Source organism: Salinisphaera sp. T5B8, from assembly GCF_040361255.1.
GTDB lineage: Bacteria > Pseudomonadota > Gammaproteobacteria > Nevskiales > Salinisphaeraceae > Salinisphaera.
This window is the reverse complement of sequence record NZ_APNG01000012.1, coordinates 64,561-82,800: the sequence shown is the minus strand read 5'-3', so window position 1 is coordinate 82,800 and position 18,240 is coordinate 64,561. Positions and strand designations below refer to the sequence as shown.

Annotated in this window: 19 protein-coding genes and 1 tRNA gene; 11 read left to right on the top strand and 9 right to left on the bottom strand. The window is 63.2% G+C overall.

What is annotated here, in order from left to right; translation table 11 throughout:
• Positions 1 to 4: 4 nt before the first annotated feature.
• Together T5B8_RS12075 and T5B8_RS12070 are read left to right on the top strand one after the other, a co-directional pair.
• Positions 5 to 1,030, top strand: a complete 1,026-nt coding sequence (locus T5B8_RS12075; RefSeq protein ID WP_353179067.1) for a TIGR04283 family arsenosugar biosynthesis glycosyltransferase — start codon at positions 5 to 7, stop codon at positions 1,028 to 1,030.
• 13 nt (positions 1,031 to 1,043) lie between these two features.
• Entirely contained in the window at positions 1,044 to 2,234 is a 1,191-nt protein-coding gene (locus tag T5B8_RS12070) for a phospholipase D-like domain-containing protein (RefSeq protein ID WP_353179065.1), read from the top strand.
• A gap of 15 nt (positions 2,235 to 2,249) precedes the next feature.
• On the opposite strand, the gene T5B8_RS12065 is transcribed toward T5B8_RS12070, so the two are convergent.
• The 6 genes from T5B8_RS12065 to glnK all read right to left on the bottom strand — a co-directional run bounded on the left by T5B8_RS12065 (position 2,250) and on the right by glnK (position 7,260).
• Entirely contained in the window at positions 2,250 to 3,047 is a 798-nt protein-coding gene (locus T5B8_RS12065; protein WP_353179063.1) for an ABC transporter permease, read from the bottom strand.
• A complete protein-coding gene (locus T5B8_RS12060; RefSeq protein WP_353179061.1) occupies positions 3,038 to 3,649 on the bottom strand; it encodes an ABC transporter ATP-binding protein in 612 nt (203 codons plus the stop codon). The genes T5B8_RS12065 and T5B8_RS12060 overlap by 10 nt, the downstream gene beginning before the upstream one ends.
• A gap of 33 nt (positions 3,650 to 3,682) precedes the next feature.
• Positions 3,683 to 4,021: a P-II family nitrogen regulator gene (locus tag T5B8_RS12055; RefSeq protein WP_353179060.1), complete on the bottom strand. Its 339-nt coding sequence runs from the start codon at positions 4,019 to 4,021 to the stop codon at positions 3,683 to 3,685.
• Positions 4,022 to 4,075: 54 nt separating this feature from the next.
• Complete coding sequence (locus T5B8_RS12050) at positions 4,076 to 5,377, bottom strand: ammonium transporter (RefSeq protein ID WP_353179058.1); 1,302 nt, start codon at positions 5,375 to 5,377, stop codon at positions 4,076 to 4,078.
• 212 nt (positions 5,378 to 5,589) lie between these two features.
• Positions 5,590 to 6,876 carry an ammonium transporter AmtB gene (locus T5B8_RS12045; protein ID WP_353179057.1) on the bottom strand — a complete coding sequence of 429 codons (1,287 nt, stop codon included), beginning with the start codon at positions 6,874 to 6,876 and terminating at the stop codon, positions 5,590 to 5,592.
• Between the two features lie 45 nt (positions 6,877 to 6,921).
• Complete coding sequence (gene glnK, locus T5B8_RS12040) at positions 6,922 to 7,260, bottom strand: P-II family nitrogen regulator (RefSeq protein WP_353179055.1); 339 nt, start codon at positions 7,258 to 7,260, stop codon at positions 6,922 to 6,924.
• A 266-nt stretch (positions 7,261 to 7,526) separates the two neighbouring features.
• Between glnK and T5B8_RS12035 the strand changes: the two genes are divergently transcribed.
• The 5 genes from T5B8_RS12035 (at position 7,527) to T5B8_RS12015 (ending at position 12,595) form a co-directional block, all read left to right on the top strand.
• Positions 7,527 to 7,778: an accessory factor UbiK family protein gene (locus T5B8_RS12035; protein ID WP_353179054.1), complete on the top strand. Its 252-nt coding sequence runs from the start codon at positions 7,527 to 7,529 to the stop codon at positions 7,776 to 7,778.
• 10 nt (positions 7,779 to 7,788) lie between these two features.
• The gene (locus T5B8_RS12030; RefSeq protein ID WP_353179052.1) at positions 7,789 to 9,306 is read left to right on the top strand and encodes a YifB family Mg chelatase-like AAA ATPase; all 1,518 of its coding nucleotides are present in this window, start codon (positions 7,789 to 7,791) and stop codon (positions 9,304 to 9,306) included.
• A 71-nt stretch (positions 9,307 to 9,377) separates the two neighbouring features.
• A complete protein-coding gene (locus T5B8_RS12025; protein WP_353179051.1) occupies positions 9,378 to 9,662 on the top strand; it encodes a hypothetical protein in 285 nt (94 codons plus the stop codon).
• Between the two features lie 77 nt (positions 9,663 to 9,739).
• A complete protein-coding gene (locus tag T5B8_RS12020) occupies positions 9,740 to 10,477 on the top strand; it encodes a TorF family putative porin (RefSeq protein WP_353179049.1) in 738 nt (245 codons plus the stop codon).
• 114 nt (positions 10,478 to 10,591) lie between these two features.
• Positions 10,592 to 12,595: a UvrD-helicase domain-containing protein gene (locus tag T5B8_RS12015; RefSeq protein ID WP_353179047.1), complete on the top strand. Its 2,004-nt coding sequence runs from the start codon at positions 10,592 to 10,594 to the stop codon at positions 12,593 to 12,595.
• Positions 12,596 to 12,758: 163 nt separating this feature from the next.
• Here T5B8_RS12015 and T5B8_RS12010 read toward each other — a convergent pair whose 3' ends face one another.
• Positions 12,759 to 13,226, bottom strand: coding sequence for a nuclear transport factor 2 family protein (locus tag T5B8_RS12010; RefSeq protein WP_353179045.1), 468 nt, complete (start codon positions 13,224 to 13,226; stop codon positions 12,759 to 12,761).
• Between the two features lie 82 nt (positions 13,227 to 13,308).
• On the opposite strand from T5B8_RS12010, the gene T5B8_RS12005 reads away from it, so the two are divergent.
• Positions 13,309 to 13,893, top strand: coding sequence for a TetR/AcrR family transcriptional regulator (locus T5B8_RS12005; protein ID WP_353179043.1), 585 nt, complete (start codon positions 13,309 to 13,311; stop codon positions 13,891 to 13,893).
• Positions 13,894 to 13,942: 49 nt separating this feature from the next.
• Here T5B8_RS12005 and T5B8_RS12000 read toward each other — a convergent pair whose 3' ends face one another.
• On the bottom strand, positions 13,943 to 14,434 hold the full coding sequence (locus T5B8_RS12000) for a c-type cytochrome (RefSeq protein ID WP_353179041.1): 492 nt from the start codon (positions 14,432 to 14,434) through the stop codon (positions 13,943 to 13,945).
• 136 nt (positions 14,435 to 14,570) lie between these two features.
• Between T5B8_RS12000 and T5B8_RS11995 the strand changes: the two genes are divergently transcribed.
• From T5B8_RS11995 to T5B8_RS11985, 3 genes are all read left to right on the top strand, one after another.
• Positions 14,571 to 14,647: transfer RNA gene (locus T5B8_RS11995), tRNA-Arg, on the top strand.
• A 370-nt stretch (positions 14,648 to 15,017) separates the two neighbouring features.
• On the top strand, positions 15,018 to 15,815 hold the full coding sequence (locus tag T5B8_RS11990; RefSeq protein WP_353179040.1) for a helix-turn-helix transcriptional regulator: 798 nt from the start codon (positions 15,018 to 15,020) through the stop codon (positions 15,813 to 15,815).
• 489 nt (positions 15,816 to 16,304) lie between these two features.
• The gene (locus tag T5B8_RS11985; protein ID WP_353179038.1) at positions 16,305 to 16,793 is read left to right on the top strand and encodes an energy transducer TonB family protein; all 489 of its coding nucleotides are present in this window, start codon (positions 16,305 to 16,307) and stop codon (positions 16,791 to 16,793) included.
• Between the two features lie 247 nt (positions 16,794 to 17,040).
• Here T5B8_RS11985 and T5B8_RS11980 read toward each other — a convergent pair whose 3' ends face one another.
• Positions 17,041 to 17,904: a crotonase/enoyl-CoA hydratase family protein gene (locus T5B8_RS11980; protein ID WP_353179037.1), complete on the bottom strand. Its 864-nt coding sequence runs from the start codon at positions 17,902 to 17,904 to the stop codon at positions 17,041 to 17,043.
• Positions 17,905 to 18,240: the final 336 nt, after the last annotated feature.

Sequence of the window (18,240 nt, the reverse complement as noted above, 5' to 3'; positions counted from 1 at the left end):
CGGCATGTCGGTCTCGCTGAGCGTGATCGTGCCGGCGATCGACGAAGCGACGGCGATTACCTCGTTACTGGCCGATCTGGCCGCCCAGCGCGATGTCGTTTTGCAGGTGATCGTCGCCGATGGCGGCTCGAGCGATGACACGGTCGCCGTGGCTCGTGCGGCCGGGGCCGAGGTGATTGCCAGTGCGTCCGGGCGCGGCATCCAGATGAATACGGCCGCAGCCCGCGCGCGCTACGACTGGCTGTGTTTTATGCATGCGGATAGCCGGCTGACCCACCCTGGCCAGCTCGCTGCGGCGATCGCCTGTTTGGATCAAATCGGCGATCACCGCGTGGCCGGACATTTCGCGCTGCGTTTCGTGCGCGAAACCGCGGGGCATGCGTTTTTCTATCGCTATCTGGAAGCCAAGAGTGCGACATCACGGCGTTACAGCATCAATGGCGATCAGGGCCTGATCATGCGCGCGCGTTTTTTTCACGAACTCGGCGGTTTCGATACGCGCCTGCCATTTCTCGAAGATCAACGCATGGCCGCGGCCATCGCCGCGGGTGGGCGCTGGCGGCTGTGCCCGTATCGGCTTGCAACCTCGGCGCGGCGTTTCGAACAGGAAGGCGAGCGTGCGCGTTACCTGCTCATGGCGTTGATCATGGCCATGTATAGCGCCGATGTGCCCTGTTTTTTCGAGCGCGCGCCTGCCGTGTACAAACGCCAGAGCCAGACCGCGCGGCTTGTCGTGACGCCGTATATCGATCTGCTGGCCGCGCTATGGCGCGAATACGGCACGTGCGCGGCGCTCAAGGTGAGTTGGCGTATGGCGGGCGTGGCGGTATCGCAGAGTTGGCAGCCGTTTCTGGCCCTCGATGTCGCGCTGCAACCGGTGCTCGGCACACGCCGTTATGCCAGTGCCTCGCACGATCGGCTGCCGACCGGCGTGCTGCACAATCGCGCCGTGCAGGGTGTTTTGATGGTCGTGGGTTTGTGCTGGGTTTTCGGGCCGTTACGACTGTGGTGTAGGCTGCGAAACAAATAATCGCCTGCCTGTCATGAATACGACCCAACCCGCTGCTTCGTCCGCCGATTCGCATGCCTACCGACGCGCGCTGGAAGGCACGCTCGGTATTCCGTTTACGCGCGGCAATCGCATCGAGCGTCTGGTCAACGGGGTTCGGATCTTTCCAGCCATGATCGAGGCGGTCGAGTCGGCCGCCGAGACGATCGATTTTCTGACCTTCATCTACTGGCAGGGCGAGGTCGCCGAGCGTTTCGGCCATGCCTTGGCCGAACGTGCCCGCGCAGGTGTTCGCGTGCGTATCCTGCTAGATAGCTTCGGCGCCCACACCATGCCCAAGGATGTGCTGGCCGAACTCGAAAACGCCGGCGCCCGGATCGCCTGGTTTCGTCCGGCCGTGCGCTGGCGCTTCTGGCAGGCCGATAATCGCACCCATCGCAAGATTCTGGTGGTGGACAACCGCATCGGTTTTACCGGCGGGGTCGGTATCGCCGCCGAATGGGATGGTGACGCGCGCGAGCCGAATGAATGGCGCGAAACGCATTTTCGTCTGACCGGGCCGGTGGTCGACGGCTTGCGCGGTGCCTTTCTATCGAACTGGGTCGAGGCCGGCGAGCGTGGTTTCGACGACAGCTGGGCGATGTCCGATCCCGACATCGCCGAGCACGAAAACGGCGCGCTCATCCAGGTGCTGCGCACTTCGGCCGCGGTGAACTACAGCGATATCGCGACCCTGTTTCGGCTGGTGATTTCGATCGCCCAGCGTCGGCTACGCATTACCACGGGCTATTTCGTGCCCGATACCGCCACCATCGACATGCTCTGTAATGCCGCCCGACGCGGGGTGAAAATCGAAGTGCTCATGCCGGGGCCGTATACCGATTCGCGGGTGGCGAGGGCCGCCGGCGATGATGCCTATCAACCGCTGCTCGAGGCCGGCGTCCATCTCTACCGTTACCAGCCGACGATGCTGCACGCCAAGATCGTGCTGGTCGACGACGTGGTGGCCATCAGTGGGTCGGCGAATTTCAACCACCGCTCCATGGGCAAGGACGACGAAATCGCCATCGCCATGATCGACCCGGACACCTTCGCCGCGCTCGACAGCGATTTCGATGACGATCGCGCACGTTGTCATCAGGTTACCCTCGAGAATTGGCAAAAACGCGGCGTCTTTCAACGCATCAAGGAATATCTCAGCCGGCTGCTCAAGCCACAGGCCTGAGTACGGCGATCGTTGTCACGCGCGGCGTAGCCGATCCAGGCGTAGGCGCGCGCGTGGATCGAACAATCGCCGTGCACCCAATGTCACCGCCAGCAGGGTGCCAAAGCCGGTGCCGGTGGCGATCAGGAACATGATCAGGATCTGATATTTGACCGCTTCCCAGGGCGGGCTGCCGGCCAGGATCTGGCCGGTCATCATGCCGGGCAGGCTGATGATGCCAGCTGCCGCCATGGCGTTGAGCATGGGAATGAGCCCGGCGCGCATGGCATCGCGCCGCATGTCGGCGATCGCCTCGGCCGCGCTGGCGCCCAGCGCGAGTCGCGTCTCGACCACGTTCGCGCCGCGCCAGACTTCCTGGGTGAGCCGGTCCAGCGCCAGCGCGATACCGGTCATCGTATTGCCCAGCAACATGCCCAGCAGCGGGATCGCGTACTGCGGCGTATACCAGGGCTCGACCCGAATCACGATCACCAGCGTCGCCACGGCCGTGACGAACGACGACAGGAACATGGCCGCCGTGCCGGCGAGAAAGCCATAGCCGCCGACGAAGCGTCGTTTCTGGCGGGTGGCTGCTTCGCGCCCGGCCAGCAGCAGCATGACAAAGGCCATGGCTGCGACCCAGTGCAGCTGCTGTTGGGCGAAGACCGCCTCCAGGATCAGGCCGACGAGCGCGAGTTGGGCGGCCGTGCGCACGGCCGCCACCAGCAGGGTTCGAGTGATGCCCAGCTGCATCGCCGTGGTCGTCGCCGCCAGCGCCAAAACCGCAATCGCGGCCAGGCCCAGATCGAATAACGACAGCGAAATCAGTTGCACGGCGTCGATACGGGTTGGCCGCGGGCATCGAGTACCAGCCGCGACGAGGCCACGCGGGCAAGCTGGGCCTCATCATGGCTCACCCAGATACAACAGGCATCGTGGGTGGTGCGATAGTCGCCGATCAAGCGCTCGACGCGTTCGATGTTCACGCCATCGAGATTGGCGGTCGGTTCGTCGAGCAGCAGCACGGCCGGGGTGTGGGCGAGGGTACGAACAAGTGCCATGCGCTGGCGCTGGCCGGAGGATAGATGCCCGATGGGCGTATCGAGCAGGTCGGGTTCCAGATCGAGTGCGGCGAGCAGGGATACGCAATCGCGATCGAAATGCGCACGCGGCGTATCCGCCCACCAGGCCGATTCCGCGGCCAGAAAGGCCACCTGGCGACGCCATTCGGGGGCGGGCATATCGGCGGCGCGTACGCCATCCAGCCGGCACTCGCCCGCGTGCGCGTCGAGATCGGCCATCGCCCGCAGCAGCCGGGTCTTGCCGGCCCCCGAGGGCGCGCTCAGGCCTAGGCAGCCGCCGGCTTGCACGGCGATATCGACCGGGCCGATACCGCCCACGGCCAGGGCGTCGACCACAAAGCGCGGCTTGCTCACGCGCGCTCTGATCCGGTTGGGCGCGTACGCTGTCTAGATCGCGTCGCGGTCGGTTTCGCCGGTGCGGATACGCACCACCTGGTCAAGGTTGTGCACGAAGATCTTGCCATCGCCGATCTGGCCGGTCTTGGCCGCTTCGATGATCGCGTCCACCACCGCTTCCACGCGGTCGTCGGCGACCGCGACTTCGAGTTTGACCTTGGGCAGGAAATCGACCGCGTATTCGGCGCCGCGATAGAGTTCGGTATGGCCTTTCTGGCGACCGAAACCCTTGACCTCGGTCATGGTGGTGCCGTGTACGCCCACCTCGGCGAGTGCTTCACGGACATCGTCGAGACGAAAAGGCTTGATGACGGCGGTAACCATTTTCATGGTTGGAAACTCCTCATTTTTGATGCCAGCGAGTCTAACAGCTGCCGCGGATCGTTACAGATCGTAACCGCGCTCTTCGTGCTCGAGAATATCCAGGCCGACCTGTTCGTCCTCGACACCCACGCGCAATCCCATGGTCGCTTCCAGCACCTTGAGAATGGCCCAGGTGAGCACGCCGGTATAGATGAATACGGCCGCCACGCCCAGGGCCTGGATACCGACCTGGCTGACAATGCCGTCGATACCCTCGGCAAAACCCTGGCCCGAGAACGGGCCGAGATCGGTCGAGGCGAATACGCCGGCCAGCAGCGTACCGATGATGCCGCCCACGCCGTGGACCGGGAATACGTCCAGCGAATCGTCGATACGCAGGCTGCGCTCGACCCAGAGCGTCGCCGCGAAACAGACCACGCCGGCGAGTATGCCGATCACGATCGCGCCGCCCGGGCCGACATAGCCCGAGGCCGGGGTGATCGTGCCCAGGCCGGCCACCATGCCGGTGACGATACCCAGCACGCTCGGCTTGCCAAAGCGGATCCATTCCGCCGCCATCCAGGTCAGACAGCCGGCCGCCGCTGATAGATGCGTGACCAGCATGGCCATGCCCGCCTGGCCGTTGGCGGCCAGCGCGCTGCCGCCGTTGAAGCCGAACCAGCCGACCCACAGCATGCCGGCGCCGGAAACCGTCATGGTCAGGTTATGCGGGGCCATCGCGGTTTTCTGAAAGCCGTGGCGCGGGCCCACGACAATAGCCGCGACCAGCGCGGCGACACCCGCGGTGACATGCACGACCGTACCGCCTGCGAAATCGAGCAGGCCGAGCTGGCCGAGCCAGCCGCCGCCCCACACCCAGTGCGTGACCGGCACATAGACCAGCAACAGCCAGGCTGCGGTGAATACCAGCAGGGTGGCAAAGCGAAAACGCTCGGCAAAGCCGCCGATGATCAGCGCCGGCGTGATCACCGCGAACGTCATCTGGAACAGCGCGAACACGGGCTCGGGAATCGTGCCGGCCACGCTGGTCACGCTCACACCCGCGAAAAAGAGCTTGTCGAGCCCGCCAATGAAGGCATTGCCCTCGGAAAAGGCCAGGCTATAGCCGCAGACAACCCAGATCAGCGATGCCAGGGCACAGATGGCAAAACACTGCATGAGTACCGACAGCACATTGCGTACCCGCACCAGCCCGCCGTAGAACAGGGCCAGCCCCGGCAGCGTCATGAACAGCACCAGCGCGGTCGTGGTCATCACCCAGGCGGTATCGGCACCATCGATTACCGGGGCGGCCGCGGCCGGAAGGCTGGAAAGGAGCAATACGGCAAACGCCAGCAGCGGGCTTTTATTCTTCGGCAGCATGAGGTTTCGCGGCGGTTTGGGATAAACGCCGGGAAGTATAGCGAAGCGATATACCCGTTCGTCTATCGGGCCCGGACTGGTTTGCGGCCGATCGACGGTAACGGCTGTTTTCGGTTCGGCCTGTTCGGCGGCACGCCATTTATCGCGGACAAAAAAAGAGGCCCCGTTGCCGGGGCCTCGTCGATGCGCAATCGCTCGCGAGCGCTTGCGATTTAGGACATCGAGCGACGGCTGCCGCCGGAGGTGAACTCCGGATAGGCTTCCATGCCGCATTCGCCCAGGTCCACGCCCTCGACTTCTTCTTCTTCGGAGACGCGGATACCGACCGTGAACTTCAGAATCGCCCAGACGATCAGGCTGGTGGCGAACACCCAGACGAAGATGGTGAGCGCGCCGATTGCCTGACCGGAGAAGCTCACTTCAGGGTTGGTGATCGGCACGACCATCAGGCCGAGCAGGCCGCAGACACCATGCACGGAGATCGCGCCCACCGGATCGTCGATCTTGATCTTGTCGAAGAACACGATCGAGAACACCACCAGGATACCGCCAGCGGCACCGAAGAGCGTGGCCACGAGCGGGCTCGGCGTGGAGGGCTCGGCGGTAATCACCACCAGGCCGGCCAGTGCGCCGTTGAGCGCCATGGTCAGGTCACCCTTGCCGAACATGGCACGGGCCAGCAGCAGGGCGGCGACCAGGCCGCCGGCAGCGGCGGTGTTGGTGTTGAGGAACACCATGGCCACCGAGTTGGCATTGGCAATATCGCCGAGCTTGAGCACGGAGCCGCCGTTGAAACCGAACCAGCCCATCCAGAGGATCAGCGTACCCAGCGCGGCCAGCGGCAGGTTGGCACCCGGAATGGCGCCAATGGTGCCGTCCGCGCGGAACTTGCCTTTACGCGGGCCGAGCAGCAGTACGCCCGCCAGGGCTGCCGAGGCGCCGGCCATATGCACGATGCCCGAGCCGGCAAAGTCGGAGAAGCCGAGGTCGCCGAGGGTGTACAGGCCGAACACGGAATCGCCGTTCCAGGTCCAGGAGCCTTCCATCGGATAGATGAAACCGGTCATGACCACGGCGAAGGTGAGGAACGCCCACAGCTTCATGCGTTCGGCGACCGCGCCGGATACGACCGACATGGCGGTGGCCACGAACACGACCTGGAAGAAGAAGTCCGAGGCGCCGGCATAGACCGAATCGCCATCGAAGCCGTTCTCGGCCGAGGCCGCGAGGGCTTTCTGTACCAAGTCGTCGCCGCCGGCGATGCCGTTCAAGAACAGGCTGCCGTCGTACATGATCATGTAGCCGCAGATCATGTACATGATGCAGGAGATCGAATAGAGCGCGATGTTCTTGGTCAGGATTTCGGTCGTGTTCTTGGCACGAACCAGGCCGCCCTCCAGCATGGAGAAGCCGGCGGCCATCCACATGACCAGTGCCCCGCAAATCAAGAAGTAAAAGGTATCGATTGCGTACTGCAATTCGAAGATATTATTTTCCATGGCGTGGGATTTCCCTCGAAATTTAAGGCGTTACGCGGGCGCGGCTTAAAGCGCGTCCTTGCCCGTCTCGCCGGTGCGGATACGGATGGCCTGTTCCAGCTCGGTGACGAAGATTTTGCCGTCGCCGATCTTGCCGGTATGGGCCGCCTTGGAGATCGCTTCCACGGCTGCTTCGAGTTCGGATTCTTCGATCGCGACTTCGATCTTCACCTTGGGTAGAAAATCGACCACGTATTCGGCACCGCGGTAGAGTTCCGTGTGGCCTTTCTGACGTCCGAAACCCTTGACCTCGGTTACGGTGATGCCTTGCACACCGACCTCGGAAAGCGCTTCGCGGACCTCATCGAGCTTGAACGGCTTGATTACGGCTGCGATTAATTTCATATGACCTGCTCCTGTCATGCGGTATCGCACGCTCCGTTGCCTCGCATTCAAGCAGTCGGGACGTGCAAGCGAGAGATTGCGATCCGGTCTAAGCACTCACCGTGCCAAGGCATGAAAAACAGCAGGTTATGCGCGAATCGAGGCGGGCGGGATAGGTCCGGAATCGGGCGCTCTGCGCGTTGCACCAATAAAGTGCAACGCGCTTTTGCGTAGCGCGTGGCTTCGCGTCATGCTGTGGTTTTAATCCTTGAGGTTGACCCGTAGCTATGCGCTCTATCGAAGATATCGCCACCCGTCTGGCCCAGGCGTTGCCGCCCCAGGTCGCGCCGCTGCGCGACGAGTTGCATGCCAATTTCCGTACCATCCTGCAGGGCCAGCTCGCCCGGCTGGATCTGGTGCCGCGCGAGGAGTTCGAAGCGGCCCGCGAGATGCTTGCGCATACGCGCCGCAAGCTCGATGCGCTGGAAGCCCAGGTGGCGGCCCTCGAAGCCGAACGCGATACGGCCGGCTCGCAATAACCGGTTTGGCGTGACGCTGGCAACGGTACATAGCCGCGCACAGACCGGCCTCGAGGCACCGCCGGTCACGGTAGAGGTGGATCTGGCCGGCGGCCTGCCGGCGCTCGCGATCGTCGGTCTGCCCGAAACCGAGGTCAAGGAAAGCAAGGACCGCGTACGCGCGGCCATCGTCAACAGCGGCTATGAGTTTCCGACCCGGCGTATCACGGTCAATCTCGCGCCGGCGGATCTGCCCAAGGAAGGCGGGCGTTTCGATCTGGCGATCGCCCTGGGGATTCTGGCGGCCTCCGGCCAGATCCCGGGCGAATCCGTGGCCGGTTACGAATTCCTGGGCGAGTTGTCTTTGTCCGGCACGCTGCGCGGCGTTCGCGGCGCATTGCCCGCCGCGCTGGCAGCGGGCAATGCCGAGCGTACCCTGGTCACTCCCGAAGACAATGGGCCCGAGGCCGCGCTCGCCGCGCCCGAGGGCGTATTTGCCGCCGCGCATCTGGCCGATGTGGCGGCGAGTCTGGCTGGCGACGAGGCGTTGTGGCATCGACCCCAGCCCGCGACCGGGCATCAAGCATCCGCGCATGAAGACATTGCCGACGTACGGGGCCAGCAACAGGCCAAGCGTGCGCTCGAAATCGCCGCGGCGGGCGGGCATTCGCTATTGCTGATCGGCCCGCCGGGTGCGGGCAAAACCATGCTCGCCTGTCGATTGCCCGGCCTGTTACCGCCGATGACGCACGCACAGGCCATGCAAAGTGCCGCGGTGGCCTCGATCTCACCCGGCGGGTTTTCGCCCGACAACTGGGGGCGGCGTCCGTTTCGCGCGCCGCATCATACCGCGTCGGGCGTGGCGCTGGTGGGCGGCGGCTCGGCGCCGCGTCCGGGCGAAATCACCCTGGCGCATAACGGCGTACTGTTTCTTGATGAGCTGCCCGAATTCGATCGCCGCGTGTTGGAAGTACTGCGCGAGCCGCTCGAATCCGGGCATATCGTCATATCGCGGGCGGCGCGGCAGGCTGAATTTCCGGCCGCGTTTCAATTGATTGCGGCGATGAATCCCTGTCCCTGCGGCTATCTGGGGGAAGCCTCGGGCCGTTGTCACTGCACCCCGGAACGTATCGAGCGCTACCGCGACCGGATTTCGGGGCCGCTACTCGATCGCATCGACATGCATCTGAATGTGGCGCCGGTGGCCCGCGACGTGCTCATGGGTGGTGCAGACACGCCGCCGCAGGAAAACAGCGCCACGGTACGCCAACGCGTGATCGCGGCGCGGGAACGCGCGGTGGCGCGTGGACAGGGCGCCAATGCCAGCCTCACGCCCGCGGCGATCGATACCCATTGTCTGCTCGAAAACAGTGCGCGCGCCATTTTGGAGCAGGCGATTGCGCGGTTGGGTCTGTCGGCACGGGCGTATCACCGTATTCTTCGGGTGGCGCGTACGATCGCTGATCTGGCCGGCGCCGATACCATCCAGTCTGCGCACGTGGCCGAGGCGATCGGCTTTCGTCAGCTCGATCGAAAACCCTCGGCATGAACCGGCTCGTCTATCGAAGATGAGCGAAGGCTAGCTGGGCCGGCCCGCGTTCAACACGCACTCCGAAGCCTTTGAAAACAGCTGACAAGCTCGGCTATTTCAATCCGGGCGGTTGGGGCGCGCCCTTGCTGCAGGCGTTGCTGACACGCGTATTCGACAAGCTGGCTTGTCAAAAAAAGGGCGCGGCCGGGTTTGTGGTCGGGCTTATCCATACTTGTTTATGCAATCTGATTCGGCCGGCGGCGCCTGACGGTAACGCGCATGCGCGCGTAGGCGCCGTTTGTGGCGCATGTCTTTATTTTGTCATCTTGCCGAGTATTAACCCGTTGCTTTGGCACGTCTCGTGCATCGAGTGATTTCATCCCGCTCAAGGCCCAGGCCGCGGCTGGGGTTTCTCGCTACGAGATATATTGCAAAGGGAGCAAAAACCGAGATGAAAAAACAACTTCTAATCGGCTGCGCGGCAGCGGTCGTTACCGTGTCCAGCGCCAGCGCGATTGCCGCCGAAGCCAGCGCCAATGTCGCTTACACCACCGACTACCGCTATCGCGGCGTGTCCCAGACCGATCGCGATTTCGCCATTCAGGGCGGTTTCGATTACGCGCTGGACAGCGGCCTGTATATGGGCACCTGGGCGTCGAACGTCGACAACTTCAACCCCAGCCCGGTGACCGGCGATAACGGTGCCCAGGCCGAAATCGATTTCTATGCCGGCTACGGGCTGGCGCTGAGTGACCACTGGGCGCTCGATTTCAACGTGCTCTATTACTACTACCCGGGCGCGAGCACGGCCGGTGACAACAACGAAATCGACTTCTGGGAATACACGCCCGGTATCGCCTATAGCGACGACAACATGACGGCGGCGCTGTCGGTGTCCTATAGCGACGATTTCTACAACGAATCGGGCGATGCCTTCTACTACAACACCAGCTTCGAATTCCCGCTGGAAGAGTGGCTGACCCTGGGCGTGCATGCCGGCTATCAGACCGTCGACGACAACGAGCTGTACTTCGAGGACTATGCGGATTGGTCGATCTCGCTGGCTACCACGCAGTTCGGCCTCGACTGGTCGGTGGCTTATGTCGATACCGATCTGGACGATACCGCCTGTGGCGGCGCCAATATCTGCGGCGCGACCGCGGTGGGCACGATCAGCAAATCGTTCTGAACGATCGCTGTATCCACGGCAAGAAGCCGGCCCTCGGGCCGGCTTTTTTTGTGGTCTGTCGGTGGGGGCGATCGCGACCGATCGCGACGATCGACCTGCTAGACTCTCGCGGCCATGGCGATGCCGAAACTCAATCCACAGCAAGACGCGGCGGTCCGTTATCTCGACGGGCCGTTGCTGGTGCTGGCCGGCGCCGGCTCGGGCAAGACCGGTGTGATCACACGCAAGATCGCGCACCTGATCTCGCGCGGCTATGCGGGCGACCGGATCGCGGCGGTGACCTTCACCAACAAGGCCGCGCGCGAAATGAAGCAGCGCGCTTCGAAGCTCATCGACAACGACGCCGCGCGTGGGCTGACCGTAAGTACCTTTCACAGCCTCGGCCTGCAGATGATTCGTACCGAGCATGCCGCGCTCGGCTACAAACCGCGGTTTTCCATTTTTGACGCCGAAGACGCCGACAAGCTACTGGCCGATCTCATCGGCAAGGACGCCGAGCTGCGCAAGACCGCGCGCTTTACCATCAGCGCCTGGAAATCTGCGCTGATGGACCCGGAGGCCGCGGCGGCGAGCGCGGCCGGCTCGGAACAGGCAATCGCACGGGCCTATGCGGAGTATCAGCGCCGCCTCAAGGCCTATAACGCGGTGGATTTCGACGACCTGCTCAGTCTGCCGGTGCAGCTGCTGCGCGAAGACGCCGCCGCGCGCGAGCGCTGGCAGAACCGGTTTCGTTACCTGCTCGTCGACGAATATCAGGACACCAACGCCGCCCAATACGAATTGATGCGTCTGCTCGCCGGGGTGCGGGCGGCGTTTACCGTGGTCGGCGACGACGACCAGTCGATCTATGCCTGGCGCGGCGCGCGCCCGGGCAATATCGCCGATCTGTCGCGCGACTTCCCGCATCTCAAGGTCATCAAGCTCGAACAGAACTATCGCTCGGTGGGCAATGTGCTGTCGGCGGCGAATACGCTGATTTCGTCCAACGCCCGTGTCTACGAAAAGAATCTGTGGAGCGCCATGGGCCCGGGCGATCGTATTCGCGTGCTCGCCTGTGCCGACGAGGCGGGCGAGGCCGATCGCGTGGCCAGCGAGATTTCGTCGCACCGGCTGCGCACCGGCAACGCGTTTGGCGACTATGCCGTGCTCTATCGCGGCAATTTCCAGTCGCGCGCGTTCGAAAAAGCCATGCGTGAACGCCAGATTCCCTATCGCGTCTCGGGCGGGCGTTCGTTTTTCGAGCGCAGCGAGATTCGCGACCTGGCCGCCTATCTCAAACTGCTGGTCAACCCGGATGACGACGCGGCGTTTCTACGCGTGGTCAATCTGCCGCGGCGCGAAATCGGCCCCGCCACGCTGGAAGCGCTGGCCCGCTACGCCGGTAGCCGACACCTGAGTCTGTTCGATGCCGCACGCGGCGTGGGGCTGGCTGGCGGCGTGGGTGATCGCGCCGGCCGGCGGCTGGCCGAATTCGTCGACTGGGCGAAAGGTCTGGCCCGTGACGGTGAATCCACGCCGGCCAAGGAACTGGTGGTCCAGTTGATTGCCGATATCGACTATCGTGAATGGCTACGCGATACCGCGGCCAATACCCGGGCGGCGCGCAAGCGCCTGGAGAACGTCGACGAGTTTCTTGCCTGGCTTGGCCATATGGAAGAAAACAGCGACGGCACGCCGCGCGGGTTGGATGAAGTCGTACGTCGGCTGAGTCTCATGGACTTTGCCAATCAAAGCGAAAAAGACATCGAAAACCAGGTGCACCTGCTCACCCTGCATGCCGCCAAGGGCCTGGAGTTCGATCATGTCTTTCTCGTGGGCATGGAAGAAGGGCTGCTGCCGCACCATGCCTGTATGGACGAAGACAAGATCGAGGAAGAACGACGCCTGCTCTATGTTGGTATCACCCGTGCGCGCAAGACATTGTCGTTGAGTTATGCACGCCAGCGCCGGCGCGGCGGCGAGAATACCGACAGCACCCCCAGCCGGTTTCTGGAAGAACTGCCCAAGGACGAAATCGACTGGCCCCAGGCGAAAAAACGCGACCCCAAGGCCGAAGCCGAGCACGGGCGCAGCCAGCTCGCCGCGCTCAAGGCGATGCTGAGCGAAAGCGCGGACTGAACAACGCGCCCGGCCAGGCACAAAGCGCGAAGTGCCGCGCCTGGGCGCTTCGAGATATCTGTCTTTTGCCTTATTCGCGTTTCTTCGCGTTCATTTGCGGACAAGATGCGCGCCTGCCGCCGCCGGCTGAGGCCTACGTAATCGGACGGGCTTTTGTGAGCGTTCAAAGACCCAGTTCGGTGAGCCCCGGGTGATCGTCCGGTCGACGCCCCTGCGGCCATGAGAACAGGCGTTGATCCGGTTGGATCGGACAATCGTTGATACTGGCAAGCCGGGTATGCATCAGCCCCGCGGCGTCGAACTGCCAGTTTTCGTTGCCGTAGGCGCGATACCACTGGCCCGTGTCGTCGCGATATTCATAGGCAAAGCGCACCGCGATGCGCGCTGCGCCATAGGCCCAGAGTTCCTTGATCAGACGATATTCCAGTTCGCGATTCCATTTGCGCTGGAGAAAGGCATGAATCGCCTCGCGCCCGGCCAGAAACGCCACACGGTTACGCCAGCGACTGTCCGGTGTATAGGCCTGCACGACGCGATCCGGGTCGCGGCTGTTCCAGGCGTCTTCGGCGGCCCGTACTTTCTGGCGTGCGGACGTTTCATCGAAAGGCGGCAGGGGTGGCTTGGTGGTCATGCATGCGCTCCAATGGATGTGGACAGAGTTGTCTACTTCGGTGAGTCTGGCCCATGTAGACCGACCTGTCTACAATACGCCCATGCATGAGATATCGATCGACCCCGAAGCGCCGGCGCGCGAACGCATTCTGCAGGCCGCCCAGCGGCTGTTTTATCGCGACGGTATTCGGGCCACGGGCACGAATGCGCTTATCGACGAAGCGGGCGTCACCAAGGTCACCTTCTATCGTCACTTCGCCAGCAAGGACGCGCTGGTCGAGGCCTTTCTGGATGCCCGGCATGCGTACTGGCTGGATTGGTTCGAACAGGCGCTCGACCGCCACGGCGCGACCCCGGCAGCGATCGCGCCCGCGCTCGCCGAATGGCTCGCCGATCCGGATTTTCGCGGCTGTGCCTTTCTCAACAGCGTCGTCGAATATGGTCGGGCGCTGGCGAGCGTGAAGCGCGTGGCGCGCATGCACAAACAGCAGATGATCGCGGCCGTGACGAACTGTCTGGATAAAAAGGATGCGGCCACCCAGCCAAAAGCGCGCCAGATCGCGCTGGCGATCGATGGCGCGATCATGCGTGTGCAAAGCGGGGAACCGGCGTCAGGCGTCGTGGCCGATCTCGACGCGCTGGTTCAATGCGTGGCCGGTACGTTCCCCGCGCTCAGTCAGGCATAAAAAAGCCGCCCCTGGGGCGGCTTTTACGAGCGCAGAATGCGGCGATTGTCTAGGTCGCGCCGGCTTCGCTGAGGATGTGATCCACGGCCTTGTGCATTTCCTCTTCGGACAGGTCCGGGTTGCCGCCCTTGGCCGGCATGCCCTTGTAGCCGTTGATCGCGCGCGAATAGAGTGTGTCCTTGCCCTGTTCGTCGAGGCGTTTCGTCCATTCCGCCGTATCGGAAACCTTGGGTGCGCCCGCAACGCCCGAAGCATGACAGGCCGCGCAAACGTTGGCATAGACTTCTTCGCCCGACATCGGCTCGCCGCTGTCTTCGCCGGAAGAGGCGGCCATGGAGGTGGCGTTCGGGTCGGTATTGACCGCATAGACCGGTTCGGTCCGGCTTTTCACGCGCTCAAGCTGTTCAGGGCGCATTTCGCCGCTGTCGCTCGCGCTGGTGATTAGTCGAGCGCCGACAATGGCCACGATCGTAATCAAAAACAGCGCCCCGAGTACGATCGTGAAAGCGCGAAAGAATGTCTGGTCGGAATTAGCGGTCATGGCAAACTTTGTTTTGCGTGAACGAACGGAGCGCGAAATTGCGCGCAGTATAACGGATTTTTCGCGTTACACGGATACGTGCCTGATCGCAGGATAGACGCAGCGCCAGCGTGTGCGTATCCTTTGCGGCGCCGATGCGCCCGTAGCTCAGTTGGATAGAGTGTCGGCCTCCGAAGCCGAAGGTCGCAGGTTCGAATCCTGCCGGGCGCACCATATAAAAATGCCGGCCGCAGCGCCGGTATTTTTATATGGTTCATCGATAAGTTCGAACCTGCGACAGACAAACAATACGTGTTCGACGCGCTCGTGCAGCGATTCCGAACCGTCGCGCAAGCGACGCGGCCTGAAGCGCCGCATCATCCTTCCAAGCGCAGGCCACAAAATGCCGCCCGTGAGGCCGGTATTTTCAGCGCAGCCATCCTGCGATGCCTCGAGAGGATTGAGAGGTTTGAGACTGACGCGCGACCTGTCGCGTTTGTAATCATCCAGGGCTCAACGCGGGACCGCGCGCCGGATCGCCGGGCTCATTGCATGAGAACGGCGAAGCGCACGGATTTTCCTCTATCGATACACGAGGGGATCGATGATCTGGAATGATCTACATATTCCGCCGTCGATAAGCGACCGTATCCACGAGTTATGGGACGAGCTGGCCGCGATCCCGGCCTCGCAGCCGGAAGAGCGGTTGCAGCATCTGTTCGATACGGTGGGTGCGCTGATCGGATCACGGCACGGGTTCTGGCTGTCGTCGTCGCGGATGCATGAGCCGTCGGCGGATGATCCGCTACTGGGTTGGCGTGCCCGCTCGATACATTTCTACGGCGAGCTGGCGTCGGATCAGACGGCCTACCGGCAATCGGTCAAGTGCTTCGATGCGGGGCGGATTGACGAGAGCACGCGTAATCACGTCCACCAGGCGGGACGCTTTCGAGCGTCGCTGCTTGCGGATCATGTGTCGGCGGCCTTCTTTAACGGTCGCCACTACGACGAGCACTATCGAGCACGGGGAATAGTGGATCGGCTGTTCGTGGTCTTGCCCGTCGGTGAAGACGTCGAGAGCTTTTTCATATTCGACCGGCTCGACGGTGAGCCGGATTTCGATCATGAGGCCTTGGCCGTCGCAAGCTATGCACTGAGAAGCCTGTCCTGGTTCACGCGTCAATTGCATCTGAGCTACGGCCAGCTCGTCGCGAAAACCCCGCTCACGCCGACCGAACGTCGCGTGTTGCGCCGATTGCTATCCGGCCGGGCCGAAAAGGCGATTGCCCACGATATCGATCAAAGCCCGCATACGACACATAACTACTTCACCAATATCTTTCGCAAGTTCAATGTGCGTAGTCGTGCCGAACTCATGGCGTTGTGGCTGGGACACGGCTAGGGAAGCTCTGCATAACCTGTCACGGTCGCGCCGGTGTGCTTTGCGCGTGGCTGGCAGGCAGCGGTGGGCGTAGCGTGCGGGTTGCACGGTGCGTTATGCCTCGACGCCGACCAGGCGCGCGCAAAGCCGGCGGCCCCTGCGGGGTTCGGCCTCACAGACGCCGCGGCCGCGTTGCCAGGCTTGACCTGCCCCTCGTTGATTTCCTGGGGCAGGCGCTGCGCTTGGACGCCTTGCCGCACCGTCTGTGAGGACTCGAACGCGATCCGCGAGAGGTTATGCAGAGCTTCCCCAGCGGCTGTTTGTATCGCGACATCGACATGTCGGCCAGTCGGGTAGGCGGTATCCGCACGTATAAGCCCGTCATCGATTCCGCAGTGCGGCGCTGCGCGGCGGCGCATGTGTCTGAAATCTGGTAGAAAAGCCACCGGAATACATCGCGAGGGCGTCCGCCCTCGGATGTTTTGCGCACAGGTCGTGGAACCGAACGATATGCGATACCGGACACAAACATGGCTGTTGGCGTTGGTGCTGATCAGTACGCAGGCCCTGGCCGGCCCGGGCCGCGGCGAGCCGGCGCAACAAGATAAGGCGAACGTGCGCGCTGCCGACCCGGGCACACCGTCAGACGCTGCGGCGGCTGACGAGCAGACCGAGCGCGAACGTTACTACCAAACGCTGTACGCCCATCTGCGCCAATCTCCCCTGCGCTATCCGCCGACGGCCGCTGAAGAGCGGGTGGAAGGTACGGCGCGAGTGCGCCTGGAGGTCGCTGGCGATGGCCATATCGCGGCCGGGCTGGCGCAAAGCAGTGGCGATTCGCGTCTGGATGCCGCTGCGTTGGCGGCGATGCAGTTGGCCAGCCCCGCGCCTGCCTGGAGCGACGATCCCACTGACTCGTTGACCGTAGTCGTGCCGCTCATGTTTCGGTTGAACGCGCCCACCCCGCAAGCAGCCGAGACCGCGCCCGGCGGGCACTGAGCCCGCCTTGCACGTTACCGCGCCGCAGCCAGTGGCTGCGGCGCGCCTGCATCATCGATACGCGGACTGTTTATCAGCCCGGCCCAGAAATAGATGGCCTTTGGGGCAATAGCGCGAGCATGTGGCGACATGCTTGCTGCGACCAGTAGCTTACAAGTAATTGATAAATAAACGGCATACAGGCGCCAGCGTTTATATTTTCATGGCATTGAAAACAGCTGGCCGAGGTTGGCTGTCTGGGGCCGGATTAATCGTCGAACGGCGGCTCATGCTGCCAATTGAAGAAATCGGGCATATCGGTGGATACACGGTTGGGGAAACGGGCAGGGCGTTTTTCCAGAAACGACGACACGCCTTCCTTGGCATCCTCGGAGCGCCCACGCGCGCGAATCGCCTGGCTGTCGATACGGTGCGCATCCATCGGATGGCCTTGCGCGTGCATGCGCCAAAGCAGTTGCCGGGTCATGGCAATGGATACCGGCGCGCTTTCGTCGGTGAGTTCATGGGCGAGTGCTACCGCCGCGTCGTAGAGCGCCTCGGGCGCGTGCAGCGAGCGCACCAGCCCGCGCTCGTGGGCCTCGCTGGCCGGAAAGACCCGGCCGGAATAGCACCACTCCAGCGCCGTGGACATACCCACGGTGCGGGTGAGAAACCATGAGGATGCGGCCTCCAGGGTGATGCCGCGCCGCGCGAACACGAAGCCGAACTTGGCATTGTCGGCCGCGATACGGATATCCATGGGCAGCTGCATGGTTGCGCCGATGCCCACGGCCGCGCCGTTGATCGCGCCGATGACCGGCTTGAGGCTGCGATAGATCCGCAGGGTCACCTGACCGCCGCCGTCGCGTCGGTGGTCTTCGCCCTGGCGTTTGTCGTAGTCGAAGGTGTCGCCGCCCTTGGCCAGATCGGCGCCGGCACAAAAGGCACGGCCGCGCCCGGTGACGATGACGGCACGTACGTCGTCGTTGGCGTCGGTGTGATCGAAGGCCGCGATCATCTCGTCCTTCATCTGCGGGGTGAAGGCATTCATGCGATCGGGGCGGTCCAGCCACAGCGTGGCGATACCGTCGTCTATTTCCAGCGAGATGGTCGAGAATTGCGGCGTGGTCATGTCGTTTTCCTTATTGCTTGGCCGTTGCGAGTCTAGCGAAGATGGCCACCGGCGAGCAGGGCCTTTATCCCGCTGCCGGGAAACGTGGCGTAATACGCTTGCTGCGATCGCAGCCATACCGCCGTGCGCGGATGAACTGGCCGAGCGCTTGGCCCCGACCCCCGCCGAATTCAAAAGCCAGGTCGCGCGCAAGTGGACCGGCATGCGGCGTGGGTGATACAGCCGCATGACCGACGCACGCACACGATTGAGCCGGCATCGCGGCGCCGCGACGGGCGCGCCATGAAATGCCGCCCCGGTGCGGGGCATAATCGCGATCGCGCCGTGGACCGGCTG

Bases quoted from the DNA above. Each gene is read 5' to 3' on its own strand.
- T5B8_RS12020 (WP_353179049.1), top strand. From the start codon at position 9,740: ATGAAAAAACAACTTCTAATCGGCTGCGCGGCAGCGGTCGTTACCGTG.
- T5B8_RS12000 (WP_353179041.1), bottom strand. From the start codon at position 14,434: ATGACCGCTAATTCCGACCAGACATTCTTTCGCGCTTTCACGATCGTA.
- T5B8_RS12055 (WP_353179060.1), bottom strand. From the start codon at position 4,021: ATGAAAATGGTTACCGCCGTCATCAAGCCTTTTCGTCTCGACGATGTC.
- T5B8_RS12045 (WP_353179057.1), bottom strand. From the start codon at position 6,876: ATGGAAAATAATATCTTCGAATTGCAGTACGCAATCGATACCTTTTAC.
- glnK (WP_353179055.1), bottom strand. From the start codon at position 7,260: ATGAAATTAATCGCAGCCGTAATCAAGCCGTTCAAGCTCGATGAGGTC.
- T5B8_RS11985 (WP_353179038.1), top strand. From the start codon at position 16,305: ATGCGATACCGGACACAAACATGGCTGTTGGCGTTGGTGCTGATCAGT.
- T5B8_RS11990 (WP_353179040.1), top strand. From the start codon at position 15,018: ATGATCTGGAATGATCTACATATTCCGCCGTCGATAAGCGACCGTATC.
- T5B8_RS12075 (WP_353179067.1), top strand. From the start codon at position 5: ATGTCGGTCTCGCTGAGCGTGATCGTGCCGGCGATCGACGAAGCGACG.
- T5B8_RS12010 (WP_353179045.1), bottom strand. From the start codon at position 13,226: ATGACCACCAAGCCACCCCTGCCGCCTTTCGATGAAACGTCCGCACGC.
- T5B8_RS12015 (WP_353179047.1), top strand. From the start codon at position 10,592: ATGGCGATGCCGAAACTCAATCCACAGCAAGACGCGGCGGTCCGTTAT.
- T5B8_RS11980 (WP_353179037.1), bottom strand. From the start codon at position 17,904: ATGACCACGCCGCAATTCTCGACCATCTCGCTGGAAATAGACGACGGT.
- T5B8_RS12070 (WP_353179065.1), top strand. From the start codon at position 1,044: ATGAATACGACCCAACCCGCTGCTTCGTCCGCCGATTCGCATGCCTAC.
- T5B8_RS12005 (WP_353179043.1), top strand. From the start codon at position 13,309: ATGCATGAGATATCGATCGACCCCGAAGCGCCGGCGCGCGAACGCATT.
- T5B8_RS12050 (WP_353179058.1), bottom strand. From the start codon at position 5,377: ATGCTGCCGAAGAATAAAAGCCCGCTGCTGGCGTTTGCCGTATTGCTC.
- T5B8_RS12035 (WP_353179054.1), top strand. From the start codon at position 7,527: ATGCGCTCTATCGAAGATATCGCCACCCGTCTGGCCCAGGCGTTGCCG.